Origin of the sequence: Polynucleobacter sp. AP-Ainpum-60-G11 (assembly GCF_018688375.1) — a bacterium.
Classification (GTDB): Bacteria; Pseudomonadota; Gammaproteobacteria; order Burkholderiales; family Burkholderiaceae; genus Polynucleobacter.
Window position 1 is genome coordinate 28,790 of sequence record NZ_CP061318.1, and the last position, 19,098, is coordinate 47,887.

At 47.2% G+C, this 19,098-nt stretch carries 13 protein-coding genes, 6 tRNA genes, 3 rRNA genes and 1 pseudogene; 21 read left to right on the forward strand and 2 right to left on the reverse strand.

Going from position 1 to position 19,098, the window contains the following annotated elements:
• Nucleotides 1-33: 33 nt before the first annotated feature.
• Nucleotides 34-525 (forward strand): cytochrome c5 family protein, encoded by a 492-nt coding sequence (locus FD971_RS00155; protein ID WP_215334146.1) that lies wholly within the window; start codon nt 34-36, stop codon nt 523-525.
• A 40-nt stretch (nt 526-565) separates the two neighbouring features.
• Here the strand turns inward: FD971_RS00155 and rsmI are convergent, their stop codons facing one another.
• On the reverse strand, nt 566-1,471 hold the full coding sequence (rsmI, locus tag FD971_RS00160) for a 16S rRNA (cytidine(1402)-2'-O)-methyltransferase (RefSeq protein WP_215334147.1): 906 nt from the start codon (nt 1,469-1,471) through the stop codon (nt 566-568).
• A 107-nt stretch (nt 1,472-1,578) separates the two neighbouring features.
• Here rsmI and FD971_RS00165 point away from each other — a divergent pair, with 107 nt between their 5' ends.
• From FD971_RS00165 to FD971_RS00175, 3 genes are all read left to right on the forward strand, one after another.
• Entirely contained in the window at nt 1,579-2,181 is a 603-nt protein-coding gene (locus FD971_RS00165; RefSeq protein ID WP_215334148.1) for a phosphoheptose isomerase, read from the forward strand.
• Nucleotides 2,182-2,208: 27 nt separating this feature from the next.
• Nucleotides 2,209-2,856 (forward strand): BON domain-containing protein, encoded by a 648-nt coding sequence (locus FD971_RS00170; RefSeq protein ID WP_215334149.1) that lies wholly within the window; start codon nt 2,209-2,211, stop codon nt 2,854-2,856.
• An 86-nt stretch (nt 2,857-2,942) separates the two neighbouring features.
• Complete coding sequence (locus tag FD971_RS00175) at nt 2,943-3,233, forward strand: c-type cytochrome (protein ID WP_251368633.1); 291 nt, start codon at nt 2,943-2,945, stop codon at nt 3,231-3,233.
• On the opposite strand, the gene FD971_RS00180 is transcribed toward FD971_RS00175, so the two are convergent.
• Nucleotides 3,230-3,889: a GNAT family N-acetyltransferase gene (locus FD971_RS00180; RefSeq protein WP_215334150.1), complete on the reverse strand. Its 660-nt coding sequence runs from the start codon at nt 3,887-3,889 to the stop codon at nt 3,230-3,232. The genes FD971_RS00175 and FD971_RS00180 overlap by 4 nt on opposite strands.
• Before the next feature lie 483 nt (nt 3,890-4,372).
• On the opposite strand from FD971_RS00180, the gene FD971_RS00185 reads away from it, so the two are divergent.
• The 17 genes and pseudogenes from FD971_RS00185 (at nt 4,373) to rpoB (ending at nt 19,098) form a co-directional block, all read left to right on the forward strand.
• Nucleotides 4,373-5,905, forward strand: a 16S ribosomal RNA gene (locus tag FD971_RS00185).
• 57 nt (nt 5,906-5,962) lie between these two features.
• Nucleotides 5,963-6,039: transfer RNA gene (locus tag FD971_RS00190), tRNA-Ile, on the forward strand.
• A 30-nt stretch (nt 6,040-6,069) separates the two neighbouring features.
• Nucleotides 6,070-6,145 (forward strand) — tRNA-Ala (locus tag FD971_RS00195).
• A 267-nt stretch (nt 6,146-6,412) separates the two neighbouring features.
• A 23S ribosomal RNA gene (locus tag FD971_RS00200) occupies nt 6,413-9,286 on the forward strand.
• A 107-nt stretch (nt 9,287-9,393) separates the two neighbouring features.
• Nucleotides 9,394-9,507 (forward strand): 5S ribosomal RNA (gene rrf / locus FD971_RS00205).
• The 16S, 23S and 5S rRNA genes sit together here with 5 tRNA genes alongside, the layout of an rRNA operon.
• 112 nt (nt 9,508-9,619) lie before the next feature.
• Nucleotides 9,620-9,704, forward strand: a tRNA-Tyr gene (locus tag FD971_RS00210).
• Between the two features lie 5 nt (nt 9,705-9,709).
• Nucleotides 9,710-9,783, forward strand: a tRNA-Gly gene (locus FD971_RS00215).
• Nucleotides 9,784-9,804: 21 nt separating this feature from the next.
• Nucleotides 9,805-9,879 (forward strand) — tRNA-Thr (locus tag FD971_RS00220).
• A gap of 67 nt (nt 9,880-9,946) precedes the next feature.
• Nucleotides 9,947-11,137: an elongation factor Tu gene (gene tuf / locus FD971_RS00225; protein ID WP_215302340.1), complete on the forward strand. Its 1,191-nt coding sequence runs from the start codon at nt 9,947-9,949 to the stop codon at nt 11,135-11,137.
• 12 nt (nt 11,138-11,149) lie between these two features.
• A tRNA-Trp gene (locus FD971_RS00230) sits at nt 11,150-11,225 on the forward strand.
• Nucleotides 11,226-11,245: 20 nt separating this feature from the next.
• Nucleotides 11,246-11,623, forward strand: coding sequence for a preprotein translocase subunit SecE (gene secE / locus FD971_RS00235; RefSeq protein ID WP_215334151.1), 378 nt, complete (start codon nt 11,246-11,248; stop codon nt 11,621-11,623).
• 7 nt (nt 11,624-11,630) lie between these two features.
• Nucleotides 11,631-12,203 carry a transcription termination/antitermination protein NusG gene (nusG, locus tag FD971_RS00240; protein ID WP_215334152.1) on the forward strand — a complete coding sequence of 191 codons (573 nt, stop codon included), beginning with the start codon at nt 11,631-11,633 and terminating at the stop codon, nt 12,201-12,203.
• 155 nt (nt 12,204-12,358) lie between these two features.
• Nucleotides 12,359-12,790: a 50S ribosomal protein L11 gene (gene rplK / locus FD971_RS00245; RefSeq protein WP_011901890.1), complete on the forward strand. Its 432-nt coding sequence runs from the start codon at nt 12,359-12,361 to the stop codon at nt 12,788-12,790.
• Nucleotides 12,791-12,792: 2 nt separating this feature from the next.
• A complete protein-coding gene (gene rplA / locus FD971_RS00250) occupies nt 12,793-13,494 on the forward strand; it encodes a 50S ribosomal protein L1 (RefSeq protein ID WP_015420223.1) in 702 nt (233 codons plus the stop codon).
• Between the two features lie 235 nt (nt 13,495-13,729).
• A pseudogene (rplJ, locus tag FD971_RS00255) lies at nt 13,730-14,242 on the forward strand (50S ribosomal protein L10); the annotation flags it as partial.
• Nucleotides 14,243-14,396: 154 nt separating this feature from the next.
• Entirely contained in the window at nt 14,397-14,771 is a 375-nt protein-coding gene (gene rplL / locus FD971_RS00260; protein WP_011901893.1) for a 50S ribosomal protein L7/L12, read from the forward strand.
• Between the two features lie 226 nt (nt 14,772-14,997).
• Complete coding sequence (gene rpoB / locus FD971_RS00265) at nt 14,998-19,098, forward strand: DNA-directed RNA polymerase subunit beta (protein WP_215334154.1); 4,101 nt, start codon at nt 14,998-15,000, stop codon at nt 19,096-19,098.

The following is a 19,098-nucleotide window of genomic DNA, read 5'->3' on the forward strand; positions in this document are numbered from 1 at the left end:
TAACCCTTAAACCCGTCAAACGATAAAAGTCCTATGAGCGAAGCGCACGGCAGCCTAATTAAGTCCCCTAAACAACTGATCATCATGGTGTTTGCCAGTTTTTTTGTGCCCCTGATTATTATTTTGTTACTAATGGTGTTTGTAAACAATGGCAAGCGCACGGACCCCGAAGCTTCCGCTGAGGTGCTGATTAAGCCTGTTGCCCAATTGAATTTCAAAGATGCTAGCGCACCACGTGAACTGCAAACCGGTGAGCAGGTATATAAAACAGTTTGTGCTTCTTGTCATGCAAGTGGTGCAGCAGGTGCGCCGAAATTTGGTGACACTGCCGCTTGGAGTGCTCGTCTTGGTAAAGGTTACGATGGATTGTTGACTTCAGTGCTCAAGGGCAAAGGTGCAATGCCTGCGCGCGGTGGCGCAAGTCCAGCGGATATTAGTGATTATGAGTTGGGTCGCGCGGTTGTTTACTTGGCAAACTCTGCTGGCGGCAAGTTGCCAGAACCTAAAGCCCCTGCCGCTAAATAATTCTGAGCGCATTAGAAAAAGCTGGCTACAGGCCAGTTTTTTATTGCCCAGCATTTTGGCTCTTGGCATCTAAAGCTACTTGGTAAGCCTCTTTCTTGCTCAGCCCCAGTGCTTGTGCAAGTACAGCAGCAATTTCTTTGCTACCTAAATAAGGGCTCAATGCATTGGCCCAGAGCAACAACGCAGAATGTTCCGGAGCCTCATCGGCATTGGCTTGCCGACCAGCAACCAAAATAATAAATTCACCTTTGAGGCTTTCTGCATTTTCAAGCCACCCTGGAATATCTGCCGCAGTAAGAGTGACTAGCTGCTCAAATTTTTTGGTGAGCTCTCTACCTACTAGCACCTGCCGTTCCGGCTCTAACTCTTTGCTCAGTGACAGCAGTGTTTCGCGTATTTGATGGGGCGATTCAAAAAAGATGCTCGTTTTGGAATTACTTCGAATATCTTGAATAAGTACACCGCGCTCTTTGGTTTTATTTGGCCAGAAGCCAAGAAACTGAAAGCGCCCTTCTGATGGCAGCATCACTGAACCACTGGCAGAAATGGCGGAGGACACTGCGCTAGCTCCAGGAATCGGAATAATTCGAAAGCCTGCTTTTTGAACGGCGCTTACTAGTCGTGCGCCTGGATCTGAAACGCCCGGGGTACCTGCATCTGAGATGTAAGCCCAACGTTCGTTTTGAGCCAGATGCTGAATAACAATTTGTGCGCCTGCAAGTTCGTTGTGCTCGTGCAATGCCACGCATTTTTTATGAATGCCAAAGTGTTGAAGCAAGGGCGCGCTATGTCTGGTGTCTTCACAGGCAATGCCGTCTACTGAATTAAGCACATGTAGTGCTCGCAAAGTGATATCTCCCAAGTTACCAATTGGGGTGGCAATCATATACAAGGCTCCAGCAGGCAAATCCTGTTGTTTTAAAAAATCAAGGGAGCTTAGTTCCATGGGGGCAATCACTTGCGCAAAAGATATGAATAACTAAGAGAATACGACTCTTTTGAAATCAGTGACAAGCTAGACAATTCGCTTGCACTTTGGCGCATAATAATGCGATGGATAAAGATACTCTCGAACGTTTGCGCGCTCGCGCATCCCAACATTTCTTAGACAGCATTGCTGTAAAGCAAGAGGCTGAAAAAATATTACCTGAACAAATTGCTCGCGGCATAGTCGCCATGACAAACTGTTTGCGCGCCGGAGGAAAGGTAATGGCTTGCGGCAATGGCGGATCTGCTGCCGATGCACAACATTTTGCTGCAGAGCTTATTGGGCGCTTCGAAAGAGAGCGACAAGAATTAGCTGCGATTGCATTGACAACTGATACTTCAATTTTGACCGCAGTGGGAAATGACTACAGCTACGACGAGATCTTTAGTAAACAAGTTCGCGGCCTTGGAAAAAAAGGTGACATCTTAATTGGTATCTCCACTTCAGGAAATTCAAAAAACGTAGTGAAGGCAATTGAGGCTGCAAAAAAATTAGATATCAAGATTATTGCTCTCACAGGCAATGGCGGTGGAAAGATTGCTAGCTTATTAGATGCGAATGATATTCATCTATGTGCACCCTCCACTCGCACTGCCCGTATTCAAGAAACCCATTTAGTTTTGCTTCACGCATTATGTGATGGCGTTGACCATCTGTTGCTAGATTAATAGCCTTACTAATTAGAAAGTTCGCACATGAGAAATACACTCACCATCAAACTATTTGCAGCGATTTTGATTTCATCATTCTTATCTGGATGTGGTGTATTGGCTGTCGGTGGTGTTGTGGCGGGCGCAAGTGTCATGGCCGATCGACGCACCCCGGCTGTACAGGCAATTGATAAGGGCATTGAGCTGGAGGCTGGAAATGCTTTGGCTAAGCGCTATGGCGATAACGCGCACATCAACGTGACATCATTCAATCAAAAGGTGTTATTAACTGGCGAAGCGAAAGATGCAGACATTAAAGGCCAGGCCGGTGCTTTTGTGAAGGCTATGAAAAACGTACGATCTGTTTTTAATGAATTGACCATTGGACCAAACAGTACCTATACAGCTCGTGCTAATGATTCTTTCCTCGAATCTAAAATCAAAACACAAATGATCTTCACAGATAAGTTGCCATCGAATTCAATGGCCATTGTTGCTGAAGGTGCTAGCGTTTATTTGATGGGTATTTTGACGCAGAATGAAGCGGCGATTGCAAAAAAAGTGGCTAGCAATGCCGACGGTGTAAAAGATGTTTACGCCTACTTCGATATTATTTCTGAGGCAGAAAAAACTCGTCTAGAAAAACAAGGCAAAGCAGACGAGTCGCAGCCCGACTCAATGCCTAAGCAGTAAATCCATTTGTCGGGAAGCGGGCAATGAATTTATCGATGCAAGCGCTAAAACTATTTTTCGCTACAAGTTTTTTTTCGCTTTGTACTTTGAGCGCTCATGCAGCCACTGAAGATGTGAAGGCAACAGCACTTGCAAAACAAAGTGCCTGCTTGGGATGTCATGCTGTCGATAAAAAAATTGTGGGGCCTAGCTTTCAAGCTATCGCAAAAAAATATGCGAACGACCCCAGCGCAACAGTTTTTTTGAAAAACAAAATTCTTAAAGGTGGTTCGGGGACTTGGGGCATTGTGCCCATGCCAGCAAATGCGAAGTTAAGCGATGCCGATTTATCCTTACTAACGACTTGGATTTTGCGTGGAGCGCCTAGCGCAAATTAGCTTGGACGTGCGATTGGTTTACCAAGAAACCAAGACCACACATCGTTTGAGCGCTTAAAGTTTGTCTTAACCGCGTAGTCAAAATCTGCCCATTGCTCATTAGCAGCCTCTTCCACCATAGTGCCGGGGTTTGCAGGGGGTAATTTGAGGTAAGCGTCTGCATCACCGTAGGCATATTCAACTCGCATGCCACTTTTCTGAGCTAGGTGCATCATGGCCCTATTGTTTGCTAAACAATGCACAAATAAGGTTTCGATACGTGTATTGCGTGAATGCACTGAGGCGCGTGCCAATAAAGCGGTGCCTATGCCCTGTCCACGACCATCGGGAAGTACAGACACTCCAAACTCAGCAGACTGAGGCTGGCCCTTAGTTTTTGGTAAATAGGCCAAATGCGCCATCCCAATGAGGTTTAGTTGGGAGTCAAAGCTGCCGAACACCGTGTCTCTATTGAAATCTAGGCCCTCAACATAGTGATGAATAACCTCATCAGGGGTCTGAGTACCGAAGCGTAGGCGACGATCTTCCTCATTTAAGAGTAAAAGATGGCGCAAAATCTCATCCCTATGACCTGCATGTAGCTCGCGCACAGGGACGACCAAGCCAGCCAGATAAGGCTTGCTGGGTGAGTGACTGTTTGCTAATTTATTGTGCATAGCAACATATTAGCAGAAATTACAGGGTTTTCCCTAGTTTTATCTATAAATAGGAAGAAAAGCAACAATGAGTGTGAAAAATGGGGTGCTTATCGCAAACCCTCGGTTGAAATCATAAAAAACAGTAGATTTTTGAAAAAAATTTATAAATATTTTTAATTTCTATCCCATTGTTTTTATTGAATTAAATTTCAAAGTAAGAAAAAACTTCGCCTTTTTAAGGAAAAAGACTACGAAAGGTGTTGACAGACCCAAATGAGTAGGATAAAGTCTCATCTCTCTGCTGAATGTTTTTAAGAAATACGAAACAAGTCAGCCCTCTTTAAAAATTAGTCAACCGATAATTGTGGGTACTAAGTGAAAGCATCAAGTCCTTCGGGACAGATGTAAATAAATAGTACTCATAGACAGTAAAAAGATTTGGTTTTATTACCAAGTCAATTTCTTGAATGAGTGCGACGATCCGCAAGGATCACAGGAATTGAACTGAAGAGTTTGATCCTGGCTCAGATTGAACGCTGGCGGCATGCCTTACACATGCAAGTCGAACGGCAGCACGGGTGCTTGCACCTGGTGGCGAGTGGCGAACGGGTGAGTAATACATCGGAACGTACCTTATCGTGGGGGATAACGCAGCGAAAGCTGTGCTAATACCGCATACGCCCTGAGGGGGAAAGCGGGGGATCGAAAGACCTCGCGCGATTAGAGCGGCCGATGCCTGATTAGCTTGTTGGTGGGGTAAAAGCCCACCAAGGCGACGATCAGTAGCTGGTCTGAGAGGACGATCAGCCACACTGGGACTGAGACACGGCCCAGACTCCTACGGGAGGCAGCAGTGGGGAATTTTGGACAATGGGGGAAACCCTGATCCAGCAATGCCGCGTGAGTGAAGAAGGCCTTCGGGTTGTAAAGCTCTTTTGTCAGGGAAGAAACACCGGCTCTAACACAGTCCGGGAATGACGGTACCTGAAGAATAAGCACCGGCTAACTACGTGCCAGCAGCCGCGGTAATACGTAGGGTGCGAGCGTTAATCGGAATTACTGGGCGTAAAGCGTGCGCAGGCGGTTATACAAGACAGGCGTGAAATCCCCGGGCTTAACCTGGGAATGGCGCCTGTGACTGTATAGCTAGAGTGTGTCAGAGGGGGGTAGAATTCCACGTGTAGCAGTGAAATGCGTAGATATGTGGAGGAATACCAATGGCGAAGGCAGCCCCCTGGGATAACACTGACGCTCATGCACGAAAGCGTGGGGAGCAAACAGGATTAGATACCCTGGTAGTCCACGCCCTAAACGATGCTGACTAGTTGTTCGGGATTTACATCCTGAGTAACGTAGCTAACGCGTGAAGTCAGCCGCCTGGGGAGTACGGTCGCAAGATTAAAACTCAAAGGAATTGACGGGGACCCGCACAAGCGGTGGATGATGTGGATTAATTCGATGCAACGCGAAAAACCTTACCTACCCTTGACATGTCACTAACGAAGTAGAGATACATTAGGTGCCCGTAAGGGAAAGTGAACACAGGTGCTGCATGGCTGTCGTCAGCTCGTGTCGTGAGATGTTGGGTTAAGTCCCGCAACGAGCGCAACCCTTGTCTTTAGTTGCTACGCAAGAGCACTCTAAAGAGACTGCCGGTGACAAACCGGAGGAAGGTGGGGATGACGTCAAGTCCTCATGGCCCTTATGGGTAGGGCTTCACACGTCATACAATGGTGCATACAGAGGGTTGCCAACCCGCGAGGGGGAGCTAATCTCAGAAAATGCATCGTAGTCCGGATCGTAGTCTGCAACTCGACTACGTGAAGCTGGAATCGCTAGTAATCGCGGATCAGAATGTCGCGGTGAATACGTTCCCGGGTCTTGTACACACCGCCCGTCATACCATGGGAGTGGGTTTTGCCAGAAGCCGTTAGCCTAACCGCAAGGAGGGCGACTGCCACGGCAGGGTTCATGACTGGGGTAAAGTCGTAACAAGGTAGCCGTATCGGAAGGTGCGGCTGGATCACCTCCTTTCTAGAGAAAGATGCTGAATCCTAGTGCCCACACTTATCGGTTGACAATAAAAGCCACGGGTCTGTAGCTCAGCTGGTTAGAGCACTGTGTTGATAACGCAGGGGTCGTAGGTTCAAGTCCTACCAGACCCACCACCAGCCAGAAACAAGACTTAGTGGGACGTTGGGGGATTAGCTCAGCTGGGAGAGCACCTGCTTTGCAAGCAGGGGGTCGTCGGTTCGATCCCGTCATCCTCCACCATCATCTAAATGTCAAAACTAAGCGAAGACTTAATCGTTTAGTTTTGCCATTTATGGCTGTTCTTTAAAAATTTGAGTAAGCAAAGTGTCAAATGTTTCTTTGAGAGGACATTTGACAATGTAATAAGGGTAAAGATTGAATCATCAATCAGTAATACAAACGAGTTTTACCAAGTTCTTAACAAAGTACTTACAGTTTGGATTACGGCAAACATGTCAGAAGTAGAAGTAAACCTGTAACAGGTACTAGCAATGGTGCTCGTTATAGGATCAAGTGAATAAGTGCACATGATGGATGCCTTGGCGATTACAGGCGACGAAAGACGTTATAACCTGCGATAAGCCCCGGGGAGCTGGTAAATAAGCTTTGATCCGGGGATTTCTGAATGGGGAAACCCACCACTTTTGTGGTATCCATACCTGAATACATAGGGTATGAGAAGCGAACCTTGTGAACTGAAACATCTAAGTAGCAAGAGGAAAAGACATCAACCGAGATTCCCAGAGTAGTGGCGAGCGAAATGGGAACAGCCTTCTAGTGATAGCTCAGTAATTAACAGAACGGAATGGAAAGTCCGACAATAAAGGGTGATAGTCCCGTATGTGAAAATTATTGGGTGGTACTAGGCTAGAGAGAAGTAGGGCGGGACACGTGAAATCCTGTCTGAATATGGGGGGACCATCCTCCAAGGCTAAATACTCGTAATCGACCGATAGTGAACAAGTACCGTGAGGGAAAGGCGAAAAGAACCCCGGGAGGGGAGTGAAATAGATCCTGAAATTGTGTGCATACAAACAGTAGGAGCCTCGTAAGGGGTGACTGCGTACCTTTTGTATAATGGGTCAGCGACTTACATTCAGTAGCAAGCTTAACCGAATAGGGAAGGCGTAGCGAAAGCGAGTCCGAATAGGGCGCTAGTTGCTGGGTGTAGACCCGAAACCAGTTGATCTATCCATGGCCAGGTTGAAGGTGCGGTAACACGTACTGGAGGACCGAACCCACTAACGTTGAAAAGTTAGGGGATGAGCTGTGGATAGGGGTGAAAGGCTAAACAAAACTGGAAATAGCTGGTTCTCTCCGAAAACTATTTAGGTAGTGCCTCGTGTATCACTGTAGGGGGTAGAGCACTGTCATGGTAGTGGGGTCCATTGCGGATTACTGCGCCATAGCAAACTCCGAATACCTACAAGTGCAAGCACGGGAGACAGACATCGGGTGCTAACGTCCGGTGTCAAGAGGGAAACAACCCAGACCGCCAGCTAAGGTCCCTAATATATGCTAAGTGGGAAACGAAGTGGGAAGGCTAAAACAGTCAGGAGGTTGGCTTAGAAGCAGCCATCCTTTAAAGAAAGCGTAATAGCTCACTGATCGAGTCGTCCTGCGCGGAAGATGTAACGGGGCTAAGCATATAACCGAAGCTGCGGATCACAGTAATGTGATGGTAGGAGAGCGTTCTGTAAGCCTGTGAAGGTGTCTTGTAAAGGATGCTGGAGGTATCAGAAGTGCGAATGCTGACATGAGTAGCGATAAAGGGGGTGAAAAGCCCCCTCGCCGTAAGCCCAAGGTTTCCTGTTCAACGTTCATCGGAACAGGGTGAGTCGGCCCCTAAGGCGAGGCAGAGATGCGTAGCTGATGGGAACAAGGTTAATATTCCTTGACCATTGTTAGATGCGATGGGGGGACGGATCGCGGAAAGTTGTCCGGGTGTTGGAAGTCCCGGTTCTTGCGTTGGAGATGGCTATTAGGTAAATCCGGTAGCGTAATTCAAGGGCGTGAGACGAGCGAATTTATTCGCGAAGCAATTGGAAGTGGTTCCAAGAAAAGCCTCTAAGCTTCAGTCTAACAAGACCGTACCGCAAACCGACACAGGTGGGCGAGATGAGTATTCTAAGGCGCTTGAGAGAACTCAGGAGAAGGAACTCGGCAAATTTGTACCGTAACTTCGGGATAAGGTACGCCCTGGTAGTTTGACCCTGTACAAGGGGAGGACGAAAGGGTTGCAATAAAAAGGTGGCTGCGACTGTTTAATAAAAACACAGCACTCTGCAAACACGAAAGTGGACGTATAGGGTGTGACGCCTGCCCGGTGCTGGAAGATTAAATGATGGGGTGCAAGCTCTTGATTGAAGTCCCAGTAAACGGCGGCCGTAACTATAACGGTCCTAAGGTAGCGAAATTCCTTGTCGGGTAAGTTCCGACCTGCACGAATGGCGTAACGATGGCCACACTGTCTCCTCCTGAGACTCAGCGAAGTTGAAATGTTTGTGATGATGCAATCTACCCGTGGCTAGACGGAAAGACCCCATGAACCTTTACTGTAGCTTTGCATTGGACTTTGAACCGGTCTGTGTAGGATAGGTGGGAGGCGTTGAAAGCGGGATGCTAGTTCCGCTGGAGCCAACCTTGAAATACCACCCTGGTTTGTTTGAGGTTCTAACCTTGGCCCATTATCTGGGTCGGGAACAGTGCATGGTAGGCAGTTTGACTGGGGCGGTCTCCTCCCAAAGTGTAACGGAGGAGTACGAAGGTACGCTTGGTACGGTCGGACATCGTACCTAAAGTGCAATGGCAAAAGCGTGCTTAACTGCGAGACCGACAAGTCGAGCAGGTGCGAAAGCAGGTCATAGTGATCCGGTGGTTCTGTATGGAAGGGCCATCGCTCAACGGATAAAAGGTACTCTGGGGATAACAGGCTGATACCGCCCAAGAGTTCATATCGACGGCGGTGTTTGGCACCTCGATGTCGGCTCATCTCATCCTGGGGCTGTAGCCGGTCCCAAGGGTATGGCTGTTCGCCATTTAAAGAGGTACGTGAGCTGGGTTTAAAACGTCGTGAGACAGTTTGGTCCCTATCTGCCATGGGCGTTGGAGATTTGACGGGGGCTGCTCCTAGTACGAGAGGACCGGAGTGGACGTACCGCTGGTGTACCTGTTGTTTCGCCAGAAGCATCGCAGGGTAGCTATGTACGGAAGAGATAACCGCTGAAAGCATCTAAGCGGGAAACTTGCCTGAAGATGAGATCTCCCGTAGGTTTAACCTACATAAAGGGTCGTTGAAGACCACAACGTTGATAGGTCAGGTGTGGAAGCGCAGTAATGCGTTAAGCTAACTGATACTAATTGCCCGTTAGGCTTGATCCTATAACCAGCACTATTGTGTTGGATGTTTGCCAGATTTAATCTGCATCCTTAATTACATGCTTACTCAAATAAGAGTTGTTGATTTATCAGCAACTCGACCCTCTACGCCCGGTGACCATAGCAAGTTGGAACCACTCCTTCCCATCCCGAACAGGACAGTGAAACGACTTTACGCCGATGATAGTGCGGATTACCCGTGTGAAAGTAGGTAACTGCCGGGCACCAATGCGACGCCCAGACCCTCTTAGGTCTGGGCGTTTTTACTTGTGCAAAGCGTTTTGAGGTTTTAGAGATTGACAGAAACTCCATTTGGAGTCAGAATATTGGGTTCGCGGAGGGGTGTCCGAGCGGCTAAAGGAGGCAGACTGTAAATCTGTTGGCTATGCCTACGTAGGTTCGAATCCTACCCCCTCCACCAGATGTGCGGGATTAGTTTAATGGTAAAACAGCAGATTTCCAATCTTCGGTCAAGAGTTCGATTCTCTTATCCCGCTCCAGTATTAACAGTATTTGTATTTGCCCATGTGGCTCAGTGGTAGAGCACTCCCTTGGTAAGGGAGAGGTCGGCAGTTCGATCCTGCCCATGGGCACCATGGCTTACGTAGTAAAAATTTTAATTTCGTGTGTTGGTTTAAGAGTTAACTAAAGGCAGACAAAAAAATGGCAAAAGAAAAGTTTGAGCGGACAAAACCGCACGTAAACGTTGGCACAATTGGTCACGTTGACCATGGTAAAACCACATTGACAGCAGCTATTGCAACTGTGCTTTCAAAAGCATTCGGTGGCGAAGCAAAAGCATACGATCAGATCGATGCTGCTCCAGAAGAAAAAGCACGCGGTATTACGATTAATACAGCACACGTTGAGTATGAGACTGCTAATCGTCACTACGCACACGTGGATTGCCCAGGACATGCTGACTACGTTAAGAACATGATTACTGGTGCTGCTCAGATGGACGGCGCTATTTTGGTTTGCTCTGCAGCTGACGGCCCAATGCCACAAACTCGTGAGCATATCCTCTTGGCACGCCAAGTTGGTGTTCCATACATCATCGTATTTTTGAACAAGTGCGACATGGTTGATGACGCTGAGTTGTTAGAACTCGTAGAAATGGAAGTTCGTGAGCTTCTATCTAAGTACGACTTCCCAGGCGATGACACACCAATCGTTCAAGGTTCTGCTAAGTTAGCGCTTGAAGGCGACGAAGGCCCATTGGGTAAAGAAGCCATCATGAAGTTGGCTGAAGCACTTGACTCCTACATCCCAACTCCAGAGCGTGCTGTTGACGGTGCGTTCTTGATGCCAGTAGAGGACGTGTTCTCTATCTCCGGTCGCGGTACTGTTGTTACAGGCCGTATCGAGCGCGGTATCGTTAAAGTTGGTGAAGAGATTGAAATTATCGGTATCAAGCCAACACTCAAGACAACTTGTACTGGTGTTGAAATGTTCCGCAAATTGCTCGACCAAGGTCAAGCAGGCGATAACGTTGGTATCTTGTTACGCGGTACAAAACGTGAAGAAGTTGAGCGCGGCCAAGTATTGGCTAAGCCAGGTTCAATCACCCCACATACTCACTTTACAGCCGAGGTTTACATCTTGGGTAAAGATGAAGGTGGTCGTCATACTCCATTCTTTAACAACTATCGTCCACAGTTCTACTTCCGTACAACGGACGTAACTGGTTCAATCGAGTTGCCAAAAGACAAAGAAATGGTAATGCCTGGCGATAACGTCACAATTACCGTAAAACTCATCGCTCCTATCGCGATGGAAGAAGGTTTACGTTTTGCGATCCGTGAAGGTGGCCGTACTGTTGGCGCCGGCGTGGTTGCAAAGATTTTGGCTTAATAGTTTTAATAAAGGGGTGTAGCTCAATTGGCAGAGCGTTGGTCTCCAAAACCAAAGGTTGGGGGTTCGATGCCCTCCGCCCCTGCCACGATTTGAACTGAAAGTAATATGTCTCAACATACAGCAGGTCACTCTGAAGAAAAGAGCAGCTGGGTCTCCGGACTCGCTGCTTTAATCGTCGTTGCAGCGTTAGTTCTTTACTACACGCTGGCGGATCAATCTCTATTGATTCGTTTAGCTGTTTTGTTAGGCGGCATTGCTGCTGCAGTTTTGATTGTGGCGATGTCAGCAGATGGACGTCGCTTCATCGCTTACGCAAAAGATTCTTGGTATGAAGTAAAAAAGGTTGTTTGGCCGACTCGTAAAGAGACGACGCAAATGACTCTAGTCGTATTTGGCTTTGTTCTGATCATGTCCCTCTTTTTGTGGATTGCAGACAAATTAATTGAATGGCTAGTTTTTTCAGTCTTCCTAGGCTGGAAGTGAGTAAAAAATGATTGAAACTGAATTGGTCTCAAATCCACAAGCTACTGGCAATATGCGCTGGTACGTTATTCATGCTTATTCAGGCATGGAAAAAAGCGTTAAAAGAGGCTTAGAAGAGCGTATTGCGCGCTCTGGAATGCCTGAAAAATTTGGCCGTATCTTGGTTCCATCCGAAGAGGTTGTAGAAATCAAGTCTGGCACTAAATCTGTATCTGAGCGTCGTTTCTTCCCAGGATATGTCCTGATTGAGATGGAAATGACGGATGAAAGCTGGCATTTGGTGAAAAATACGCCAAAAGTTACCGGTTTCGTAGGCGGTGTTCGTAATCGCCCAAGCCCGATTTCAACGGCAGAAGTATCCAAAATCATGGATCAAATGCAGGCCGGGGTTGATAAGCCTAAGCCTAAGACCCTATTCGAGGTCGGTGAGATTGTGCGCGTTAAAGAAGGTCCATTTGTCGATTTCAACGGAAATATCGAAGAAGTCAATTATGAGAAGTCAAGACTGCGCGTTTCTGTTACAATTTTTGGCCGCGGTACCCCAGTTGAGCTGGAGTTCGGGCAAGTAGAAAAGATGTAAAAACACCCAATTTAAGGGGGTTTTGTAGCAAAAAGTAGTGGTTTTAAGTGGTTAGCAATAACCGAGGAGCGGATCTAGATAGCCAAAAACTAGTGAAGCGTTTACTCAACAGCGGTCTTTCCTAATGAGGTTAGGCGCGCTTTTAGGAGCAATCAATGGCAAAGAAGATCATAGGCTTTATCAAGCTGCAGATCCCTGCAGGTAAAGCAAATCCATCACCTCCCGTAGGTCCAGCATTGGGTCAACGCGGCCTCAATATTATGGAATTCTGTAAGGCGTTTAATGCTCAAACTCAGAGCATGGAACCTGGCCTTCCAATTCCAGTCGTGATTACAGCGTTTGCTGATAAGAGCTTCACTTTTATCATGAAGACTCCTCCAGCAACCATCATGATTAAGAAGGCTGCAAAGATCGAAAAAGGATCACCACGTCCGCATACCGACAAGGTAGGAAAAATTACACGTGCTCAAGCAGAAGAAATTGCTAAAGCAAAAATGCCAGATTTGACAGCTGCTGATATGGATGCTGCTGTAAGAACAATCGCTGGTAGCGCCCGTTCAATGGGCATCACAGTGGAAGGTCTCTAATCATGACTAAGTTATCTAAGCGTTTAAAAGCAATCGAATCTAAGGTTGATCGCAATAAGTTTTATGCATTAGAAGATGCATTGAACCTCGTAAAAGAGTGTGCAACTGCTAAGTTCGATGAGTCTATCGACGTTGCAGTGCAGTTGGGTATTGATGCGAAGAAATCTGACCAAGTTGTGCGTGGCGCAGTAGTGCTCCCAGCTGGTACAGGTAAGCATGTTCGTGTAGCGGTATTTGCACAAGGCGAAAAAGCTGAACAAGCTAAAGCTGCTGGTGCTGAAATCGTTGGCATGGAAGACCTTGCTGATCAAATTAAAGGCGGCAAAATCGATTTCGATATTTTGATCGCATCCCCAGACACAATGAAGATCGTTGGTACTTTAGGTCAAGTATTGGGCCCACGTGGTTTGATGCCGAATCCAAAAGTGGGAACTGTTACTCCTGACGTTGCTACTGCAGTTAAAAATGCAAAAGCAGGTCAAGTGCAATTCCGTGTGGACAAAGCCGGTATCGTGCACGCAAGCATTGGCCGTCGTTCATTCGAGCCAGCTGCATTGAAATCAAACTTGCTCGCATTGCTTGAGGCTTTGAACAAAGCTAAGCCACCTGCATCTAAGGGCGTTTATTTAAAGAAGGTTGCCGTAAGCAGCACCATGGGTGCAGGCGTACGTGTTGACCAGGCATCGATACAAGCTGCTCAGTAATTAGCTTGTAGCAAAAAGAACTTTGGGTCGACTCCTGCTCTTAGAGTGAGAGTCGAACATCAAAGACCGTTGGTGAATTATTTGCTTACTCAGAATTAATTCTTAATCGTTACGAAAGTAATAGCCAGCGCAGATGGCGACCCTGAAAAGATTTCACAAGATTCTCTTGTGACAAATGATCAGACGCTGGTGTGTAACCCCAACTGGAAACAGTTGGTTTTTTAGGAGTTAAACCGTGCCTTTGAATGTACAAGACAAAAAAGCGATTGTTGCTGATGTCGGCGCTCAATTGGCTGGAGCTCAAACAGTCGTGCTCGCTGAATACCGTGGTATTCCAGTAGAGCAGTTGACAAAGCTACGTGCTAGCGCACGTGACCAAGGTGTATATCTTCGCGTTTTGAAGAACACATTGGCACGCCGTGCTGCACAAGGCACACAGTTTGAGCCTCTTGCTGATTCGATGGTTGGCCCCTTGATCTATGGCATCTCTGCTGATCCAATTGCTTCGGCAAAAGTATTGCAGAACTTTGCTAAGACTCAAGACAAGCTAGTCATTACTGCTGGCTTATATAACGGCAAGTTGTTAGATGTTGCGGGAGTTAAAGCTCTTGCAACAATTCCAAGCCGCGACGAGTTGTTATCTCAGTTGTTAGGTGTGATGTTGGCACCAGTATCTGCCATGGCTCGCGTATTGGGCGCAGTAGCAGCGCAAAAATCAGCCGGAGCACCTGCTCCAGTTGCAGCACCTGTAGTTGAAGCAGCAGCACCAGCAGAAGTAGTTGCTGAAGCGGCCGCTCCAGAAGCAGCTGCTGAGCCTGCAGCCCCAGAAGCTGGAACAGAAACACCTGAAACCCCTGCCGCTGAATAAGCGCAGATTAACTATTAAGTATTAGGAGCTAAAAATGGCGATTACCAAAGAAGAAATCATTGATGCAGTAGGTAGCATGTCCGTAATGGATTTGAACGACTTGGTTAAGGCGTTCGAAGAGAAGTTTGGCGTTTCAGCTGCAGCTATGGCTGTTGCTGGTCCTGCTGGCGCTGCTGGCGGTGCTGCTGCTGAAGAGCAAACAGAATTCACTGTTAACTTGCTCGAAGCTGGTGCAAACAAAGTTTCAGTAATTAAGGCTGTTCGCGAAATCACTGGCCTTGGCTTGAAAGAAGCTAAAGACTTAGTTGACGGCGCACCGAAGCCAATCAAAGAAGCTGTTGATAAGAAGACAGCTGAAGAAGCTAAGAAGAAGCTTGAAGAAGCTGGCGCTAAAGCAGAACTCAAGTAATACAAACTCTGTTAGTGCCCCTCAAAAAGGGGTGCTAGCCCTGTTGGGTTTGACCATTAGTGGTCAAACCCGATTTCATTTCTGATTGAAATCGGGTTTGCCTTCTGATACGACTGCAGAATGCAAGTTTGGTCGGACACTGAATCTTTCGATTTAGTGTTGTCCGCCAGTGATTGGTAGTGGCCAATCGCCAAATCTTTGTACAGTCGCTGAATTCGGAGATGAAATGAACTACAGCTTCACCGAACGCAAGCGAGTCCGTAAAAGCTTTGCTAAGCGAGTAAATAATCATCAGGTTCCATACCTGATCGCAACGCAGCTGGAATCCTACGCTAAATTTTTACAGGCTGAAAAGCCAGCAATGTCTCGTGTCACTGAGGGACTTCAAGCTGCCTTTACATCAGCATTCCCAATTGTGTCCAACAATGGCTACGCACGTATGGAATACGTGTCATACCAGTTGTCACAGCCACCGTTCGACGTTAAAGAATGTCAACAACGTGGTTACACATACCACTCAGCCTTACGTGCAAAAGTTCGCTTGATTATTTATGATCGCGAAGCGCCTACTAAGGTTAAAGAGGTAAAAGAGAGCGAAGTCTACATGGGTGAAATTCCACTCATGACTGATAACGGCTCTTTTGTGATCAACGGTACTGAGCGCGTGATCGTTTCTCAGTTGCACCGTTCCCCAGGCGTGTTCTTTGAACACGATAAGGGCAAGACACATAGCTCAGGTAAGTTGCTGTTCTCGGCACGCATCATTCCTTACCGTGGTTCATGGCTCGATTTCGAGTTTGATCCAAAAGATATTCTCTATTTCCGCGTTGACCGTCGTCGCAAGATGCCTGTCACCATTTTGCTTAAAGCAATTGGTTTAAACAACGAACAGATCCTTGCAAACTTCTTTAACTTTGATCATTTCTCATTGAGCGCAAATGGCGCGTCCATGGAATTTGTTCCAGAGCGTTTGCGTGGTCAGTTGGCTAGTTTTGATGTGCTTGATAAGAATGGCGTTGTTGTCATTCAAAAAGACAAGCGTATCAATGCAAAACATATTCGTGAACTCGAAGCCGCTAAGACTAAAAACATCGTTGTTCCAGATGACTACTTAGTTGGCCGCGTAGTTGCACGCAACATCATCGATCCAGACTCTGGTGAAATCTTGGCTTACGCTAATGATGAAATCACTGAAGAACTGTTGGCGACATTGCGCGATGCAGGTATCAAGCAATTGGAAACCATCTACACCAATGATTTAGATTCTGGCGCGTACATTTCTCAGACATTGCGTACTGATGAAACTGCGGATCAAATGGCTGCTCGTATCGCCATCTATCGCATGATGCGTCCTGGTGAGCCTCCAACAGAAGATGCTGTTGAAGCTTTGTTCCAGCGCTTGTTCTACAACGAAGATAGTTACGATTTATCACGCGTTGGCCGTATGAAAGTGAATAGCCGTCTCGGTCGTTCAGAGATGGAAGGCAAAATGGTTTTGTCGGATGAAGATATCCTCGACACCATTAAGTCTTTGGTTGATTTGCGTAACGGTAAAGGCGAAGTTGATGACATCGATCACTTAGGTAATCGTCGCGTACGTTGCGTAGGTGAGTTGGCAGAGAATCAATTCCGTGCAGGTTTGTCACGTGTTGAGCGTGCGGTTAAAGAACGTCTCGGCCAAGCCGAAACTGAAAACCTCATGCCGCATGATTTGATTAACAGCAAGCCAATCTCTTCAGCGATTCGTGAGTTCTTCGGTTCTTCACAGTTGTCCCAGTTTATGGACCAAACAAACCCATTGTCAGAGATCACGCACAAGCGTCGTATTTCTGCATTGGGACCTGGTGGTTTGACACGCGAGCGCGCAGGTTTCGAAGTGCGCGACGTGCATCCTACTCACTACGGACGTGTTTGCCCAATTGAAACTCCAGAAGGACCAAACATTGGTCTGATCAACTCACTCGCGTTGTTTGCGCGTTTGAATGAGCATGGTTTCTTAGAGACTCCATACCGTAAAGTTTCCAATAGCAAGGTAAGCGACGAAGTTGTTTACCTCTCTGCGATTGAAGAAGCGAAATACGTGATTGCTCAGGCAAATGCAACGATCGACAAGAGCGGTAAGTTAGCCGATGAATTGGTTTCAGCGCGTCAAGCTGGTGAGACCATGATGGTTAGCCCAGAGCGCATCGATTTCATCGACGTTGCTCCGAGCCAGATCGTTTCTGCTGCTGCTTCATTGGTTCCATTCTTGGAGCATGATGATGCGAACCGTGCGTTGATGGGTGCGAATATGCAACGTCAAGCGGTTCCTTGCTTGCGTCCAGATAAGCCATTGGTTGGTACCGGTTTAGAGCGCATTGTTGCGGTTGACTCAGGTACAGTTATTTTGGCTTCCCGCGGCGGTATCGTTGACTATGTTGACGCAAACCGTGTAGTTATTCGTGTAAACGATGACGAGACAGCGGCTGGTGAAGTTGGTGTGGATATTTATAACCTCATCAAGTACACCCGCTCAAACCAAAATACCAACATCAACCAACGTCCAATCGTTCAGGCTGGTGATCGTGTAGCCCGTGGCGACGTAGTTGCTGACGGTGCATCTACCGACTTAGGTGAGTTGGCTTTGGGTCAAAACATGACTGTGGCATTTATGCCATGGAACGGTTACAACTTCGAAGATTCAATCTTGATCTCTGAGAAAGTTGTTGCTGACGACCGTTACACCTCTATTCATATTGAAGAGTTGTCGGTTGTTGCTCGTGATACCAAGCTTGGTTCAGAAGAAATTACACGCGATATCTCCAACTTGGCTGAGTCACAGCTCTCCCGTTTGGACGAGAGCGGTATTGTTTACATCGGTGCTGAAGTTGAAGCTGGTGACGTATTGGTTGGTAAAGTTACTCCAAAGGGTGAGACTACTCTCACTCCAGAGGAGAAGTTACTGCGTGCGATCTTCGGTGAAAAAGCATCTGACGTTAAAGATACTTCTTTGCGCGTTCCATCTGGAATGATTGGTACTGTTATTGATGTTCAAGTCTTCACCCGTGAAGGTATTGAGCGCGATGCACGTGCACAGTCAATTATTCAAGAAGAATTACAACGCTATCGTTTGGACTTAAACGACCAGTTGCGTATTGTTGAAGGCGACGCCTTCATGCGTTTAGAAAAACTGTTGATTGGCAAAGTTGCCAATGGTGGCCCTCAGAAATTGGCTAAAGGCACTAAGATCGACAAGGAATACCTTGCTAGCTTAGATAAATACCATTGGTTCGATGTTCGTCCAGCGGATGATGAGGTTGCTACACAAGTTGAGGCAATCAAATCTTCTATCGAGGCTAAGCGTAAGCAATTTGATGAGGCTTTTGAAGAGAAGCGCACCAAACTTACCCAAGGCGATGATTTGCAGCCTGGCGTAACGAAGATGGTTAAGGTGTACTTGGCAGTTAAGCGTCGCTTACAGCCTGGTGACAAGATGGCCGGTCGTCACGGTAACAAGGGTGTGGTTTCTAAAATCGCCCCTGCAGAAGACATGCCATTTATGGCTGACGGACGCCCTGTTGACATCGTCTTGAACCCATTGGGTGTTCCTTCCCGTATGAACGTAGGTCAGATCTTGGAAACCCACTTAGGTTGGGCAGCTCAAGGTATTGGTAAGCGTATTGATGAGATGGTTCGTCAACAAGCTAAACAAGCTGAACTCCGTAAGTTCATGAAGCAGCTTTACAACGAAACCGGTCGCATCGAAGATATCGATAACTTCACTGATGAGCAGATCACAGTTTTGGCTGAGAATTTACGCCAAGGCTTGCCATTCGCTACCCCAGTGTTTGACGGTGCAACTGAAGCTGAAATCGGACGCATGCTCGAGTTGGCCTATCCAGAAGAGGTGGCTACTTCTTTGAAGATGACGCCTTCACGCCAGCAAATGATTTTGTGCGACGGCCGTACTGGCGATCAGTTTGAGCGTCCAGTAACTGTTGGCGTAATGCACGTCTTGAAACTCCACCATTTGGTCGATGACAAGATGCACGCACGTTCAACCGGACCTTACTCGTTAGTAACGCAACAGCCACTGGGCGGTAAAGCTCAGTTTGGTGGTCAGCGCTTTGGTGAGATGGAAGTTTGGGCCCTCGAAGCATACGGTGCTTCATATGTCTTGCAGGAAATGCTGACAGTGAAGTCCGATGACGTCGCAGGCCGTACCAAGGTTTACGAAAACATCGTCAAGGGCGAGCACACAATTGATGCTGGCATGCCCGAATCCTTCAACGTGTTGGTAAAAGAAATCCGCTCGTTGGGTATTGACATTGACATGGAGCGCAACTGA

Coding starts and splice junctions, on each gene's coding strand:
- rpoB (WP_215334154.1), top strand. CDS start 14,998: ATGAACTACAGCTTCACCGAACGCAAGCGAGTCCGTAAAAGCTTTGCT.
- secE (WP_215334151.1), top strand. CDS start 11,246: ATGTCTCAACATACAGCAGGTCACTCTGAAGAAAAGAGCAGCTGGGTC.
- rsmI (WP_215334147.1), bottom strand. CDS start 1,471: ATGGAACTAAGCTCCCTTGATTTTTTAAAACAACAGGATTTGCCTGCT.
- tuf (WP_215302340.1), top strand. CDS start 9,947: ATGGCAAAAGAAAAGTTTGAGCGGACAAAACCGCACGTAAACGTTGGC.
- rplK (WP_011901890.1), top strand. CDS start 12,359: ATGGCAAAGAAGATCATAGGCTTTATCAAGCTGCAGATCCCTGCAGGT.
- nusG (WP_215334152.1), top strand. CDS start 11,631: ATGATTGAAACTGAATTGGTCTCAAATCCACAAGCTACTGGCAATATG.
- rplA (WP_015420223.1), top strand. CDS start 12,793: ATGACTAAGTTATCTAAGCGTTTAAAAGCAATCGAATCTAAGGTTGAT.
- FD971_RS00170 (WP_215334149.1), top strand. CDS start 2,209: ATGAGAAATACACTCACCATCAAACTATTTGCAGCGATTTTGATTTCA.
- FD971_RS00165 (WP_215334148.1), top strand. CDS start 1,579: ATGGATAAAGATACTCTCGAACGTTTGCGCGCTCGCGCATCCCAACAT.
- rplL (WP_011901893.1), top strand. CDS start 14,397: ATGGCGATTACCAAAGAAGAAATCATTGATGCAGTAGGTAGCATGTCC.
- FD971_RS00180 (WP_215334150.1), bottom strand. CDS start 3,889: ATGCACAATAAATTAGCAAACAGTCACTCACCCAGCAAGCCTTATCTG.
- FD971_RS00155 (WP_215334146.1), top strand. CDS start 34: ATGAGCGAAGCGCACGGCAGCCTAATTAAGTCCCCTAAACAACTGATC.